Below are 13,333 nucleotides of genomic sequence, written 5' to 3'. Positions count from 1 at the left end.
ATGTCGAGGCGCCCGGCGCATCGGAAAGCGCGGGGCGGGAAGCGCGCATTATCCCATTTTTGCGGACCACCCCGCCGGGCACGCCCGCCGTTCGGCGCTAAAATCGGGGTTTCCTCTCGTTCCGCGATTCCCACATGACGTCCTCCGTTTCCCGCCCGAGCGGCCGCCGCGCCGACGCACTGCGCAAGGTCGCCCTTACGCGCCACTACACGAAACATGCCGAAGGCTCGGTGCTGGTCGAATTCGGCGACACCAAGGTGCTCTGCACCGCGAGCGTCTCCGAACGCGTCCCCGACTTCCTGCGCGACCGCGGGCAAGGCTGGCTGACCGCCGAATACGGGATGCTGCCGCGCGCGACGCACACGCGCAGCGACCGCGAAGCCGCCCGCGGCAAGCAGACCGGCCGCACGCAGGAAATTCAGCGCCTGATCGGCCGTGCGCTGCGCGCGGTGTTCGACCTGGAGGCGCTCGGCCCGCGCACGATCCATATCGATTGCGACGTGATCCAGGCGGACGGCGGCACGCGCACGGCCAGCATCACCGGCGCATTCGTCGCCGCGCACGACGCCGTGTCGAAGCTGATCGCGGCCGGCAAGCTCACGCGCTCGCCGATCACCGACCACGTCGCCGCGATCTCGGTCGGCGTATATCAGGGCGCGCCGGTGCTCGACCTCGATTACGCGGAAGATTCGCAGTGCGACACCGACATGAACGTCGTGATGACGGGCGCCGGCGGTTTCGTCGAAGTCCAGGGCACGGCCGAAGGCGTGCCGTTCTCGCGTGCCGAGATGAACGCGCTGCTCGACCTCGCGCAAGGCGGGATCGCCGAGCTCGTGCAGCTTCAAAAAGACGTGCTGGGCGCCTGACATGCCGGACGACCACACCACCGCGCCGCTGTCGCGCATCGTTCTCGCGTCGAACAACGCCGGCAAGCTGCGCGAATTCACCGCGCTGTTCTCGACGGTCGGCATCGAGATCGTCCCGCAGGGCGACCTTGCCGTGCCGGAAGCGGAGGAGCCGTTCGGCACCTTCATCGAGAATGCGCTGACGAAGGCACGCCACGCGTCGCGGCTCACCGGGCTGCCGGCGATCGCCGACGATTCGGGCCTGTGCGTGCGCGTGCTGCGCGGCGCGCCGGGCGTCTATTCGGCCCGCTACGCGCAGCGCGCGGGCCGCGACAAGGGCGACGCGGCGAACAACGCGTATCTCGTCGAACAGTTGCGCGGCGTCGACGACCGGCGCGCATACTACTGCTGCGTACTTGCGCTCGTGCGCCACGCGGACGACCCGGAGCCGCTGTTCGCCGAAGGACGCTGGGCGGGCGAAATCGTCGATACGCCGCGCGGCGAGCACGGATTCGGCTACGACCCGTATTTCTACCTGCCGTCGCTCGGCGCGACGGCCGCCGAACTCGAGCCGGCCGTGAAGAACACGCACAGCCATCGCGCGCTGGCGCTGAAGGCGCTGCTGGCGCGGCTCGCGGAGGAAGCATGAGCACGCCCGATACCCGTTCGCCAACGGAGGCCGCATGAGCCAGGCCGCGGAAACCGGCGCGCGCGTCGTCGCGACCTTCACGTCGCCCGGCCAGGTGCGGCTCACGTCGCTGCCGCCGCTCGCGCTGTACGTGCATTTCCCGTGGTGCGTGCGCAAGTGCCCGTACTGCGATTTCAATTCGCACGAGTGGAAGGGCGAACGGTTTCCGGAAACCGAATATCTCGACGCGCTGCGCGCCGATCTCGAGCAGGCGCTGCCGCTCGTGTGGGGCCGCCAGGTGCATACGGTATTCATCGGCGGCGGCACGCCGAGCCTGCTGTCGGCGGCCGGCCTCGACCGGATGCTGTCCGACGTGCGCGCGCTGCTGCCGCTCGACGCCGATGCCGAGATCACGCTCGAGGCGAACCCGGGCACGTTCGAGGCCGCGAAGTTCGCGCAGTTCCGCGCGAGCGGCGTGAATCGCCTGTCGGTCGGCATCCAGAGCTTCAACGAGACGCACCTGAAGGCGCTCGGCCGGATTCACGACACCACGCAGGCACGCGCGGCCGTCGAGATCGCCGCGAAGAACTTCGACAACTTCAACCTCGACCTGATGTTCGCGCTGCCGAACCAGACGCTCGACGAATGCCGCACCGACATCGAGACCGCGTTGTCGTACGCGCCGCCGCATCTGTCGCTGTATCACCTGACGCTCGAGCCGAATACGCTGTTCGCGAAGTTCCCGCCGGTCGTGCCCGATGACGACGCGTCGGCCGACATGCAGGAATGGATTCACGCGCGCACGACCGAGGCCGGTTACGGACGCTACGAAGTGTCCGCGTATGCGAAGCCGAATCATCAGTGCAAGCACAACCTGAACTACTGGCGCTTCGGCGACTATCTGGGGATCGGCGCGGGCGCGCACACGAAGCTGTCGTTCCCGAACCGTATCCTGCGGCAGGCACGCTACAAGCACCCGGCAACCTTCATCGAGCAGGCGATGGCCGGCACGGCCGTGCAGGAAGAGCGTGAAGTCGGCGCGCGCGACCTGCCGTTCGAGTTCATGCTGAACACGCTGCGGCTCGTCGAGGGTTTCCCGGTGCACAGCTTCGCCGAACGCACGGGCCTGCCGATGAGCACGATCGAGCCGGCGCTGCAGGAAGCGGAACGGCGCGGGCTGATCGCGCGCGATTTCGCGCAGATCGCGCCGACGCCGCTGGGCCAGCGTTTCCTCAACGACCTGCAGGAATTGTTCCTGCGCGACGATTGAGGGGATGAACCATGCGGCATTTCGGTTACAATGCCGCCTCGTGTGGAAGCGTGGCCGAGCGGTTTAAGGCACCGGTCTTGAAAACCGGCGACGGGAAACTGTCCGTGAGTTCGAATCTCACCGCTTCCGCCAGAAAGTTCGCCAAACCCCGTCCATTCACCGAATGACGGGGTTTTTTGTTGGTCCGTTCACGCCCTTCCGTCACGTTCCGACGCGTCACGCCGGATGCCGTTACAATCCGGCGCTCCGATTCGCGAAACGGGAAACCCACGTCATGAAGCCCTTCATCGTCTCGTCGCTCGCTGCATTGCTGGTTGCCGCCAGCACGCAGGCGACGGCCGACACCGCCGCCGGCAGCAACGCGCAATCGTCGTGCGCGATCGCCTACGTGACCGGCGTCGGCGGCTCGCCGCGCGGCCTGAGCGAATACCTCGCGAGCCCGTCGCCCTACAACTACGTGAAGGACAACGACCTTCAGTGCAAGGTGGGCGACGACGGACGCACGTCGAACTGCACCGGCGTGACGTACCTCCGGAACGAACAGGTCAGCGTGTACGACGATTCCGATCCGGCAACGCTGACCGTCGTGGCGCGCGTGGAGCTCGACCACGGCCAGAAATACCCGGTGATCATCGTCGTGCAGCGCAAGGACGCGCGCTGCAAGCAATGATGAAGCGCCGCGCGCGAGCCCGTCCGCCGAAACGGCACGGGCGTTCGCGCCGGCCCTCGCCGCACGGCGCTTAAGCTGCGGACACGGCCAGCGGCCTGCCATCGCGCCGCGCCGCGTCGGAAGCCATCCTCCCGGCCGGCCGCTCGATCACCTAGAATTCGATCAACACGGCGACACGACCGCCGCCGCGTACTCGATGCCGCGCGCGCCACCCCTGCGTGCGGTACACGGAGATCGCCATGACCGAACTGTCGACACCGGCGGAACACGTCGATTACGAAGGCTTCGAGATCCATGTCGTGCCGGCCACCGTGCCCGGCAACGACACGCGCTACACCTACACCGGTTACGTGTGCCATCCGGGTGCGAATCCCGCATTGCCCGGCCACGCGGTGCCCTTCCATGCAGACGGCGAGGAAAGCTTCGCGAGGCTCGACGAAGCCGTCCACGAAGCCGTGCACATCGGCAAGAGCATCATCGACGGCACGCACCCCGACCTGTCGATCCTGTCACTCGTGACGCACGGCTTCTGACCCGGGCGGCACGCATCGCCGAAAATGGCGCGGGCGCCCGCCGCGGTGCTGCCTGCGGCAACCCGCTGCGCTCGCGCCGGGCCATCGCCCCGCGCCTGCGTGCCGCTCGCGTTCCTCACGATTCTTTCAACCTTGCAACACGCACGCCGGGATGCATACGGCCGGCAGCCACGCGGGCGTGCCGTCACATGTCACGTCACATCGCGATGCGCGAGCGCACGTCGTCTCGTCATCGGCAAACGTATCGTCCGGCATCGCCCTTTATGCGTTTCTCCCGATATCGCCTCGCGTCCGTGCGCCTATCATTTTTTTATAGTCACTTCTGGCTAGCCTCCCATGCGCCCCCTTCCCCGTTTGCATGTCGACCGGCTGCGTGCAGTTGCGCTGGCCGTCGCCGCCATGCTCGCGGCGTGCACGATCACGCCGCCTCCGTCGCTGCATTCGATCCTGACGATTCCGTCGATCACCCGCAGCGGCAACCTCGACCAGTACCGCGTGGAAGTCGCGCAGCGTGTCGCCGAACGCAATCCGTCCGGCATGCTGCACGGCACACCACAGGCGATGCTCCGCTCGCTCGTCGTCGTGGCCTTCACCGTCGATGGCAGCGGCCGGCTCGTCAACGCGTCCGTCTATCGCAGCAACGGCGACAGCGAAGCGGAAGCACTCGCGCTCGCGTCGCTGCGCCGCTCGGCGCCGCTGCCGCCGCCACCGTCGCGACTGCTCGACGGCAACGGTCGGCTCGAATTGATGGAAGGCTGGCTCTTCAACGACGACGGCCACTTCCAGTTGCAAAGCACCGCGTCGGCGCAGGCGCAATCGATCGACTGACCGGTCGCCGCCCCGCGATTGCCGGTGCGCGGCGGCGCTGGCTATAATTTTCCGCAATCGCGCGGCCATCACGCCGCGCGCACGTTCGCGCGCCCCACCCGGCATGCGAGCCGACCACGCCGGCACCGGGCGGCGGCGACGTACCCGTCTCCATCGTCGACCGGCGGGTGACGCGCGCGCCACGGCGCGCGTCCACGCCGCCACCGCATCATCCGCTCGGCTGCCACCGGCAGGCATCCGCCTGCCCGTCCGCACGCCCAGCCGACCGCCCCAACGACAAAACGGAGACATCCATGTCCGCATCCCCCCCGACCGTTGCACACGCAACCGGTTCGGCCGGCGCCGTCAGCCACCGGCGCATCGTGTTCGCCAGCTTCATCGGCACCGCAATCGAGTTCTACGACTTCTACGTGTACGCAACGGCCGCCGCGCTCGTCATCGGCCCCGTGTTCTTCCCGCACGGGTCCGCGACCGCGCAGGCGCTGTCGGCCTTCGTCACGTTCGGCATCGCGTTCATCGCACGCCCGATCGGGTCGTTCCTGTTCGGGCACTTCGGCGACCGTATCGGCCGCAAGTCGACGCTCGTCGCATCGCTGCTCGTGATGGGGGTGTCCACCACCGCCATCGGCTTCGTGCCCGGCTACGACGCGATCGGCGCGCTCGCGCCGGTGCTGCTGTGCGTGCTGCGCTTCGGCCAGGGGATCGGCCTCGGCGGCGAATGGGGCGGCGCAGCGCTGCTCGCGACCGAGCACGCGCCGCAGGGCAAGCGCGGCTGGTTCGGGATGTTCCCGCAGCTCGGGCCATCGGTCGGCTTCCTGATGTCGAACGGGCTGTTCTTCGCGCTCGCGCTGTCGCTGTCGGACGAGCAGTTCCGCAGTTGGGGCTGGCGCATCCCGTTCCTGGTCAGTGCGGTGCTCGTCGCGCTCGGCCTGTACGTGCGGCTCAAGATCAGCGAAACGCCCGCGTTCCAGGCTGCGCTCGATCGCAACGAGCGCGTGCGCGTGCCGGTCGCGACACTGATCACGCAACACTGGCGCCCGACGCTGCTCGGTGCGCTCGCCATGGTCGTCTGCTACACGCTGTTCTACATCTCGACGGTGTTCTCGCTGTCGTACGGCGTGTCGGCGCTGCATATTCCGCGCCAGAGCTTCCTCGGCCTGCTGTGTTTTGCAGTCGTGTTCATGGGGCTCGCGACGCCGCTGTCCGCGTGGGCATCGGACCGTTTCGGCCGCAAGCCGGTGCTCGTCGTGGGCGCGATCGCCGCGCTGCTGTCGGGTTTTGCGATGGAGCCGCTGCTCGGCAGCGGCTCGATGCCGCTCGTCGCGCTGTTCCTGACGATCGAGCTGTTCCTGATGGGCGTGACGTTCGCGCCGATGGGCGCGCTGCTGCCGGAGCTGTTCCCGACCAACGTCCGCTACACGGGCGCGGGTGTCGCGTACAACCTCGGCGGGATCCTCGGCGCGTCGATCGCGCCGTATATCGCGCAACTGCTGGCGGCGCGCGGCGGGCTGTCGTGGGTCGGCGGTTATGTATCGGTTGCGGCTGCAATCAGCCTGATCGGCGTGCTGCTGATGCGCGAAACGCGCGACGCATCGCTCGTCTGAGACTCCGGGGCGACCCGGGTTGTGCGGTGGCCGGCGCTGCCTATACTCGATCCTGGGTGCGCCGCTGCGCGCCCCCGGGAACCCGCCCCGAAGGAGCCGCCGCCATGAACATTCGCCTCGGCAATGCCGATCTCGTCCTGATCCTCGCGCTCGCGCTGGGTGGCGCGATCCTGCTCGCGATGCGCTTCCGGCCGCAGACGTGGCGCGGCCTCGTGTTCGAGGCGCTGCTGGCGAACCTGGCGGCCGTCGCCGCCGTCGTCACGGTCGAGGCGCTGCTCGCCTGAACCGCCGCGCCCCGCCTCCTCAGGCGGTCAGCCGCGCGCGCAGCGCGCCGTAGGCCGGACTGACCGTATCGATCGCGTCCAGCGCCTCGTCGACCGACGGCATCGTGCCCGGCTCGCCGATCGACAATGCGTTCGGCGCGCCGCCGATCCCGCAATGATGGCGCGACGTCGCGACGAAAATCATCACGGTCGGCCGCTGCAGCGCGTGCGCCATGTGCACGAACCCCGTATCGACCCCCACCACGAGCGCAGCCCGGCCGAGCGCCGCGCCGAGCTCGCGAACCGTCATCGCCGGCAGCACGACCGAACCCGGCGCGCGTGCGGCGATGTCCTGCGCATCGTCATGCTCGGCAGCCGATCCCCACGGCAACAGCACGCGCACGCCACGCGCCATCATCTGCGTGGCGAGCGCGGCCCAGCGGTCGGCCGGCCATTTCTTGTCGGGGTTGGACGTTGCATGGAACAGCAGCATGAATGGGGCGCCATCGGTCACGGCGGCCGGCAGATTCACATCGCGTGGCGGGACGATGCCGTACGTGGCGATGCCTTCGGGCACGTAGCCGAGCGCCTCGCCGGCGCTCACGCGCATCCCGTGCCACGCGTCGCAGTCCGGCCGCGGGCCGAAACGATGCGAATACGCGAAGCGTGCGCCCGTTTCGCCGAGATCCTGCGTCTGGTAGCCGATGCGGCGTGCGGCGCGTGCGAGCGCCGAAATGATCGCGCTCTTGTAGACGCCATGCAGGTCGATCACCGCGTCGTAGCGATGCGCCCGCAGCGCGCCGATCGATGCCGTGATCGCCTTCAGGTCACCGCGATTGCGCAGCTTCTTGAAGCGGCGCAGCGGCGCGCACAGGACGTTGCTGACGCCCGGATGCCAGCGCACGACCTCCGAGCACGATTCATCCACCGCCCAGTCGACCGTTACGCCCGGAAAGGCGCGATGAAGATCCGCGACGACGGGTAGCGTCTGGACAACGTCGCCGAGCGACGTCACTTTCACGATGAGGATACGTTTCACGATGTGTGGGGAAAAGCCGGCCAATTTGGCATGCTAACGATGGTTACATGCGCGAACATTACGTGAACATTACTTTTGCAACAAAATGCATCTCCTTTCGGAAACATTCTCGCCTCCCGCCTCCATCCGGTTCTTTTTATAATCCGGTCTTTGCCTACCGGCCCGCGTCGATGCCACGCCCCGCCCTTCCCGCCCTGTTTCCCGCCCTTACCCGTCGTTCGCTTAGGATCTGGCGCCAATACGGCGTTTTCTGGCTCGGTGCGATCGTCGTCGGACTCGCGGCTGTACTTTACGCGCGATTGATCGACTGGGGCTACGAAACTTTCCGCACGATGCGCGACCACGCCGCGTGGCTGCCGCTGCTGCTGACGCCGGCCATCGCCGCCGTGTCGGTATGGATCACGCGCCGCTTCTTCCGCGGTGCCGAGGGCAGCGGCATCCCGCAGGTGATCGCGACGCTGCATGCGCGCCCGAGTGCATTCGGCTCCCGGTTGCTGACCCTGCGCATCCTGTTCGGCAAGGTGCTGGTGTCGTTCCTCGGTATCCTGGGCGGCTTCACGATCGGCCGCGAAGGGCCGACCGTGCAGGTCGGCGCGGCGCTGATGTTCAACCTGCGACGATTCTACCCGCGCTCGAACGCGCAGATCGAGCGCCAACTGGTGCTCGCCGGCGCGGCGGCCGGGCTGTCGGCCGCGTTCAATACGCCGCTCGCCGGGATCGTGTTCGCGATCGAGGAGCTGACGCGCAGCTTCTCCGCGCGCGCCAGCGGCGTGCTGATCACCGCGATCATTCTCGCCGGCGTCGTCGCGCTCGGGCTGAACGGCAACTACACGTATTTCGGCACGATCGATGCCGGCCCTCACTTCCCGAAACTGCTGGCGCTCGCCGTGCTGGTCACCGCGATCGTGACGGGGATCGCAGGCGGCCTGTTCTGCTGGCTGCTGCTCAACACGGGGCGCTGGCTGCCCGCGCAGCTGCTCGGTCTGTACCGCGAGCGGCCGATCGCATTCGCCGCGCTGTGCGGCTTCGCGATCGCCGTCGTCGGCCTCGTATCGGGCGGCACGACCTTCGGCAGCGGCTACGCCGAGGCGCGCGGCCTGCTCGACGGCAGCCAGCATCTGTCGGTGTTCTATCCGTTCCTGAAGATGATTTCGATGGTCGCGTCGTACCTGCCAGGCATCCCGGGCGGGATCTTCGCGCCATCGCTGTCGATCGGCGCCGGGTTCGGCAACCTGCTGCACGTCGTGTTCAGCAACATGAGCCTGCCGATGCTGATCGCGCTCGCGATGGTCGGCTACATGGCGGCCGTCACGCAGTCGCCGATCACGTCGTTCGTGATCGTGATGGAGATGATCAACGGCCACGCGCTCGTGATTTCGCTGATGGCCACCGCACTGGTATCGAGCCGCGTGTCGCGCTTCTTTGCGCCGCCGCTCTACGAAACGCTCGCCCTGCGCTATCTCGCACCACCCGTCACGGCTACGGAACCGACTGCGGCAGCCGCGGCGAGCGCGACGGTGGCGACCGGCGTCACCGAGCCGCAGGATGCGGCCGCGGCGCCCGCCGATCCGCTCGACACACTGCGCGACGAAGGCGGCAGGGGCGACGAAGCGGCCGCCGCCGCCACGCTGGCCGAACGCGCATCGCATGCACCGGCGCCGCACGACGACGAGCCGGCCGCAGCCGGGACGAACGGCCACGCGCAGCCCGGCCCGCGCGACCCTCAGTAGATCACGACGGGCGCCGGCCGGTAGTACACGGGCCGCGCCGGCACGACGATGCATCCGGCCAGCGTGATCGCGACGAGCGCGATGGCGATTGCGGTTCGTTTCATCGTCCGCCTCCATCATGCCCAGTGGCCACGGGTCCAGAACCAGTTCGGACCGCGCTGGTCCCAATGGCCCGGCACCCATTGCATGCCGACGCGCTCGGCTTCCCAGTGGCCGCCGATCCACACGTAGCGGCCATGCTCCCAGTGCCAGTGCCCGCGATCCCACACGTAGCCCACGCGCGAGGCCGGCACGACCTCGTAGCGCACCGGCGGCGGCGCATTCGGCGCGACGACCACGATTTCCTCGGTGCGCACGGCGACCGGCTCGGCGACGACCACGCGGCCCTGCGGCACGATCACGGGGGTGCCGACGAGAATCTCGTCCGCATGCGCGGCAAACGGTGCGACGACGGCTGACAGGCCCGCGGCGAACAGGGCGAGCGAAACGATACGACGTTGAACAGTAGAGACAGCCATCACAACCTCCTGGTTGAACAAGTTACGCGAGCGTATTCGTTCAATGCGGGAGGCGCGGTAACGGCCGACAGACGCCGTGTTACGGCATGCCCGAAAGTGCAACAGGGCGTAAGGCGCGCACGGCGGCGAGTGCCGCCGTGCGGAGGGATACCCGCAACGGTCAGGCTTGCGGGATCTCGATCTTCACTTCGAGGACTTCGAGATCGTCCTGGCGCTCGAGGCTCACGCGGATGTCATCGTCCGAAATATGGACGTACTTCGAGATGACCGCGACGAGCTCTTTCTGCAGCGCCGGCAGGTAATCGGCCGGCGGCCGGCCGCCGACCCGCTCGTGCGCGATGATGAGCTGCAGGCGCTCCTTCGCGACCGATGCGGACTTTTTCTTCTCGCCGAGGAGAAACGAAAGGATGGACATGGTCGGCCTCCGTTACTTGCTGCCGAAGAGGCGCTGCAGCAGGCCCGGCTTCTGGTAATCGGTGAAGCGCAGCGGCTTGTCTTCGCCGAGGAAACGCGCGACGACGTCCTTGTACGCTTCCGCAACGTCGGTACCGTCGATATGCACGGCCGGCAGACCCTGATTCGATGCATGCAGCACGGCTTCCGACTCGGGCACCACGCCGATCAGCTTGATGCGCAGGATCTCGCTGATGTCCTCGAGCGACAGCATCTCGCCTTCGCTGACGCGCTTCGGGCTGTAACGCGTGATCAGCAGGTGTTCCTTGATCGGGTCCTTGCCTTCGGTCGCGCGCTTCGTCTTCGACGACAGGATGCCGAGAATGCGATCCGAGTCACGCACCGACGACACTTCCGGGTTCGTGACGATCAGCGCTTCATCCGCGAAGTACATCGCGTGCAGTGCGCCCGCCTCGATACCGGCCGGCGAATCGCAGACGATGAATTCGAAATCCATCGCGACCAGGTCGTTCAGCACCTTCTCGACGCCGTCACGCGTGAGCGCATCCTTGTCGCGCGTCTGCGACGCCGGCAGGATGAACAGGTTCTCGCACTTCTTGTCCTTGATCAGCGCCTGGTTCAGGTTCGCTTCGCCCTGGATCACGTTCACGAGGTCGTACACCACGCGGCGCTCGCAGCCCATGATGAGATCGAGGTTGCGCAGGCCGACGTCGAAGTCGATCACGGCCGTCTTGTGGCCGCGCAGCGCGAGACCGGACGCGAAGCTCGCGCTCGTCGTCGTCTTGCCCACGCCGCCCTTGCCCGAGGTCACCACGATGATTTTTGCCATTTACCCAATACCCTGTGTTCGTCAATGAGAGCCGATCGACCCGGAGCGCACCGCGTGTATTACGTCAGGCGCAGCGGTTCGATCATCAGTTTTTCCTCTTCGAGCCGGATCTGTACCGATTTGCCCAGTACGTCGGCGGGCAACGGGTTCTCGGTCGTTCGATAGATACCCGCGATCGAAATCAGTTCCGGCTCGAGACACGTGCAGAAAATGCGCGCGTCGTGATTGCCGTGCACGCCCGCGAGTGCGCGGCCGCGCAACGGCGCGTAGATGTGGATATTGCCTTCCGCGATGATCTCCGCGCCGTGACTGACCGGCGCGAGCACCACGAGGTCTCCTTTCGCGTAAATCTGCTGCCCCGAACGCAATGGCCGGTCGATCACCAGCGTCTGGCCACCGGCCTGCACGGGCGTCGGTGCGGGCTCCGACGGCTGTTCGGGCACCGCTGCGGCTGCCGCAGCGGCGGCGGGCTCGACGGCTGGCACTGCCGCCGGTTCCGCTTCGTCGGCAGGTTTCGCGGCCGGCGCGCGGCGATCGCGCGCCTCCAGCAACGGCAGGCCGGCTTCCCCGCCCAGCCCTGCGTTGCCAGTGCGACGACGCCCACCGGACGCATCCGCACGTCGTTCAGCATCTGGCGGATGTCCGCGAGCGCGACGCGCTCGCCGTCAGCCAGGCGGCGGACGTCGATCGCGACGACATCGTCGGCGAAAAACTCGGGAGTCGCTTCGAAGCGCTTGACCAGTTCGGTACGCAACGCATCGAGATCGGTCGTCTTCACGGTGAACAGCAACGTATCGACCGATCCGCTGCGCAGCTCGAAGAATGGCGATTTTTTAAGCGACATGGACACTCTGCAAAAATTTTTTGCGTATTTTACAGGCGTCCACGCGTGCGGCCATTATTTTTGGGGAACCGGGTGGCAGCGGCCCGGGCGGGCGTACAACCGGCAGGCGGGCGGGCCAGCGGGCGCTCGGGCTTTCGTCGCGCCGCGCGGCGGGCTGTTTCGAGGTCGCGTCAGTGCTTCACCTGCGACACGAACAGCGATTTCATCGCGCCGGGCATCCGCGCGATCGGCGCATGTTCGCCGGTGTTGCCGAAACCGGCACGCTCGTAGAAGCGGATCGCGTTGCGGTTCGCATCGGCGATCCACGCGTAGACGTCGGTGGCACCGCGCTCGGCGAGCCATGCGGTGGCCGTCTCCAGCAGCAGCACCCCGCCGCGCAGGTGACGCACCGCATGCGCGACCCACAGCTCGCTGACGAACGCGCGCCGATCGGGCGTGTTGTCGAAATACGCGCCGATCATGCCGGCCGGGTGGCCTTCGGTGTACAGCAGGAAAGTCGTCGACTCGTCGGACACGGCGCGCTGCGCGGCAATCGCCGACGCCGCGTCCGTTTCGACGGTCAGCAATTCGGCCTCCGGCGCTTCGCCGGGCGCATAGGGCTCACGCAGCGATGCGGCGCGGAGTTCGCGATACACGCCGCCCTGGTCGGCAACGATACGACGAACGGTCAAGGTCGAACTCATGCAGGCACAGCCCCCTTCGGACAGCAAGCTAGTAGCTTCAACCGAAAGCGGGGCATGAGTCAAATCGTAATTTTCAAATGACAGCGCGAATCGAAAGGCAGCATGCACCGCCGGCGGCCGGGCGACCGGCTGGTGTGCACGTGCAGCATCGCCGCGTCGATACGTGCCGCCGAAAGACGATTGCGGCGGCCTGGTTCGACGCATGACGGCGGTCGCCTTGCGACACGCGGCAGTTGCCCGTCGGACCCCGTGGATTTCAGCGCGAAAGCCGTAATGATCCGTAAGATTGGCGACCCCTGAAATAGGTATCGCGGGTACGAGCCGGCCGCCCTATATTGCATCGCAACATTTGTTGCGGACCCGTGGCGCCGACACCCTCACGCGTCGCGACGCGCCATCCGTCTGACGAACCGGTCGGCCGTGCGGGTCGATCCGGCGTTCCGCGCATGTTTCAATCAGCGTGCGCGGGCCCTTCGCTGCCTGCTCCGCCCGCGCCCCGTCCGTTTGGAGCTTCGCGCCTAGTGGCGGAGTTTGGCAAGCGTGCGCATGGGTCGTATAACAGGCAGGACCGGGTGACGATCCGGCCCGACCGCGCGTGCTTCGCGGACCAACGATAATTCGAACAACCGTACAGG

General features: G+C 67.2%; 14 protein-coding genes, 1 tRNA gene and 1 pseudogene. 10 read left to right on the top strand and 6 right to left on the bottom strand.

From position 1 onward, the window contains the following. The first annotated feature begins 134 nt into the window (after nt 1-134). The 9 genes from rph (at nt 135) to LXE91_RS09760 (ending at nt 6,662) form a co-directional block, all read left to right on the top strand. Nucleotides 135-866 carry a ribonuclease PH gene (gene rph / locus LXE91_RS09800; RefSeq protein WP_039343387.1) on the top strand — a complete coding sequence of 244 codons (732 nt, stop codon included), beginning with the start codon at nt 135-137 and terminating at the stop codon, nt 864-866. 1 nt (nt 867) lies between these two features. Beyond that, on the top strand, nt 868-1,494 hold the full coding sequence (rdgB, locus tag LXE91_RS09795; RefSeq protein WP_039343391.1) for an RdgB/HAM1 family non-canonical purine NTP pyrophosphatase: 627 nt from the start codon (nt 868-870) through the stop codon (nt 1,492-1,494). Between the two features lie 34 nt (nt 1,495-1,528). Continuing rightward, nucleotides 1,529-2,743 (top strand): radical SAM family heme chaperone HemW, encoded by a 1,215-nt coding sequence (hemW, locus tag LXE91_RS09790; protein ID WP_039343394.1) that lies wholly within the window; start codon nt 1,529-1,531, stop codon nt 2,741-2,743. Between the two features lie 44 nt (nt 2,744-2,787). Beyond that, nucleotides 2,788-2,875: transfer RNA gene (locus tag LXE91_RS09785), tRNA-Ser, on the top strand. Nucleotides 2,876-3,017: 142 nt separating this feature from the next. Continuing rightward, nucleotides 3,018-3,413 carry a hypothetical protein gene (locus LXE91_RS09780; RefSeq protein WP_039343396.1) on the top strand — a complete coding sequence of 132 codons (396 nt, stop codon included), beginning with the start codon at nt 3,018-3,020 and terminating at the stop codon, nt 3,411-3,413. A gap of 239 nt (nt 3,414-3,652) precedes the next feature. Beyond that, nucleotides 3,653-3,946 (top strand): hypothetical protein, encoded by a 294-nt coding sequence (locus LXE91_RS09775; RefSeq protein WP_039343399.1) that lies wholly within the window; start codon nt 3,653-3,655, stop codon nt 3,944-3,946. Between the two features lie 336 nt (nt 3,947-4,282). Next, the gene (locus LXE91_RS09770; protein WP_039343403.1) at nt 4,283-4,774 is read left to right on the top strand and encodes an energy transducer TonB family protein; all 492 of its coding nucleotides are present in this window, start codon (nt 4,283-4,285) and stop codon (nt 4,772-4,774) included. Nucleotides 4,775-5,067: 293 nt separating this feature from the next. Then, nucleotides 5,068-6,378, top strand: coding sequence for an MFS transporter (locus LXE91_RS09765; RefSeq protein WP_039343408.1), 1,311 nt, complete (start codon nt 5,068-5,070; stop codon nt 6,376-6,378). Between the two features lie 104 nt (nt 6,379-6,482). Further along, on the top strand, nt 6,483-6,662 hold the full coding sequence (locus tag LXE91_RS09760) for a hypothetical protein (protein WP_039343411.1): 180 nt from the start codon (nt 6,483-6,485) through the stop codon (nt 6,660-6,662). Between the two features lie 19 nt (nt 6,663-6,681). Here LXE91_RS09760 and waaC read toward each other — a convergent pair whose 3' ends face one another. Continuing rightward, on the bottom strand, nt 6,682-7,680 hold the full coding sequence (gene waaC, locus LXE91_RS09755) for a lipopolysaccharide heptosyltransferase I (protein ID WP_039343414.1): 999 nt from the start codon (nt 7,678-7,680) through the stop codon (nt 6,682-6,684). Between the two features lie 170 nt (nt 7,681-7,850). Here waaC and LXE91_RS09750 point away from each other — a divergent pair, with 170 nt between their 5' ends. Next, nucleotides 7,851-9,410 (top strand): chloride channel protein, encoded by a 1,560-nt coding sequence (locus LXE91_RS09750; protein ID WP_039343417.1) that lies wholly within the window; start codon nt 7,851-7,853, stop codon nt 9,408-9,410. Between the two features lie 116 nt (nt 9,411-9,526). On the opposite strand, the gene LXE91_RS09745 is transcribed toward LXE91_RS09750, so the two are convergent. The 5 genes and pseudogenes from LXE91_RS09745 to LXE91_RS09725 all read right to left on the bottom strand — a co-directional run bounded on the left by LXE91_RS09745 (nt 9,527) and on the right by LXE91_RS09725 (nt 12,902). Further along, nucleotides 9,527-9,928 (bottom strand): YXWGXW repeat-containing protein, encoded by a 402-nt coding sequence (locus tag LXE91_RS09745; protein WP_039343424.1) that lies wholly within the window; start codon nt 9,926-9,928, stop codon nt 9,527-9,529. A gap of 160 nt (nt 9,929-10,088) precedes the next feature. Beyond that, the gene (minE, locus tag LXE91_RS09740) at nt 10,089-10,343 is read right to left on the bottom strand and encodes a cell division topological specificity factor MinE (RefSeq protein ID WP_006476634.1); all 255 of its coding nucleotides are present in this window, start codon (nt 10,341-10,343) and stop codon (nt 10,089-10,091) included. A gap of 12 nt (nt 10,344-10,355) precedes the next feature. After that, the gene (gene minD, locus LXE91_RS09735) at nt 10,356-11,171 is read right to left on the bottom strand and encodes a septum site-determining protein MinD (RefSeq protein WP_039343429.1); all 816 of its coding nucleotides are present in this window, start codon (nt 11,169-11,171) and stop codon (nt 10,356-10,358) included. A gap of 59 nt (nt 11,172-11,230) precedes the next feature. Beyond that, nucleotides 11,231-12,015, bottom strand: a pseudogene (gene minC, locus LXE91_RS09730) (septum site-determining protein MinC). Between the two features lie 170 nt (nt 12,016-12,185). Beyond that, nucleotides 12,186-12,902 carry a GNAT family N-acetyltransferase gene (locus LXE91_RS09725; RefSeq protein ID WP_223274438.1) on the bottom strand — a complete coding sequence of 239 codons (717 nt, stop codon included), beginning with the start codon at nt 12,900-12,902 and terminating at the stop codon, nt 12,186-12,188. Between the last annotated feature and the right edge of the window lie 431 nt (nt 12,903-13,333).

Origin of the sequence: Burkholderia contaminans, from assembly GCF_029633825.1 — a bacterium.
In the GTDB taxonomy this organism is placed as follows: Bacteria; Pseudomonadota; Gammaproteobacteria; order Burkholderiales; family Burkholderiaceae; genus Burkholderia; species Burkholderia contaminans.
Note: the sequence above shows the minus strand (reverse complement) of the source record. Positions and strands in the feature narration are given on the sequence as shown.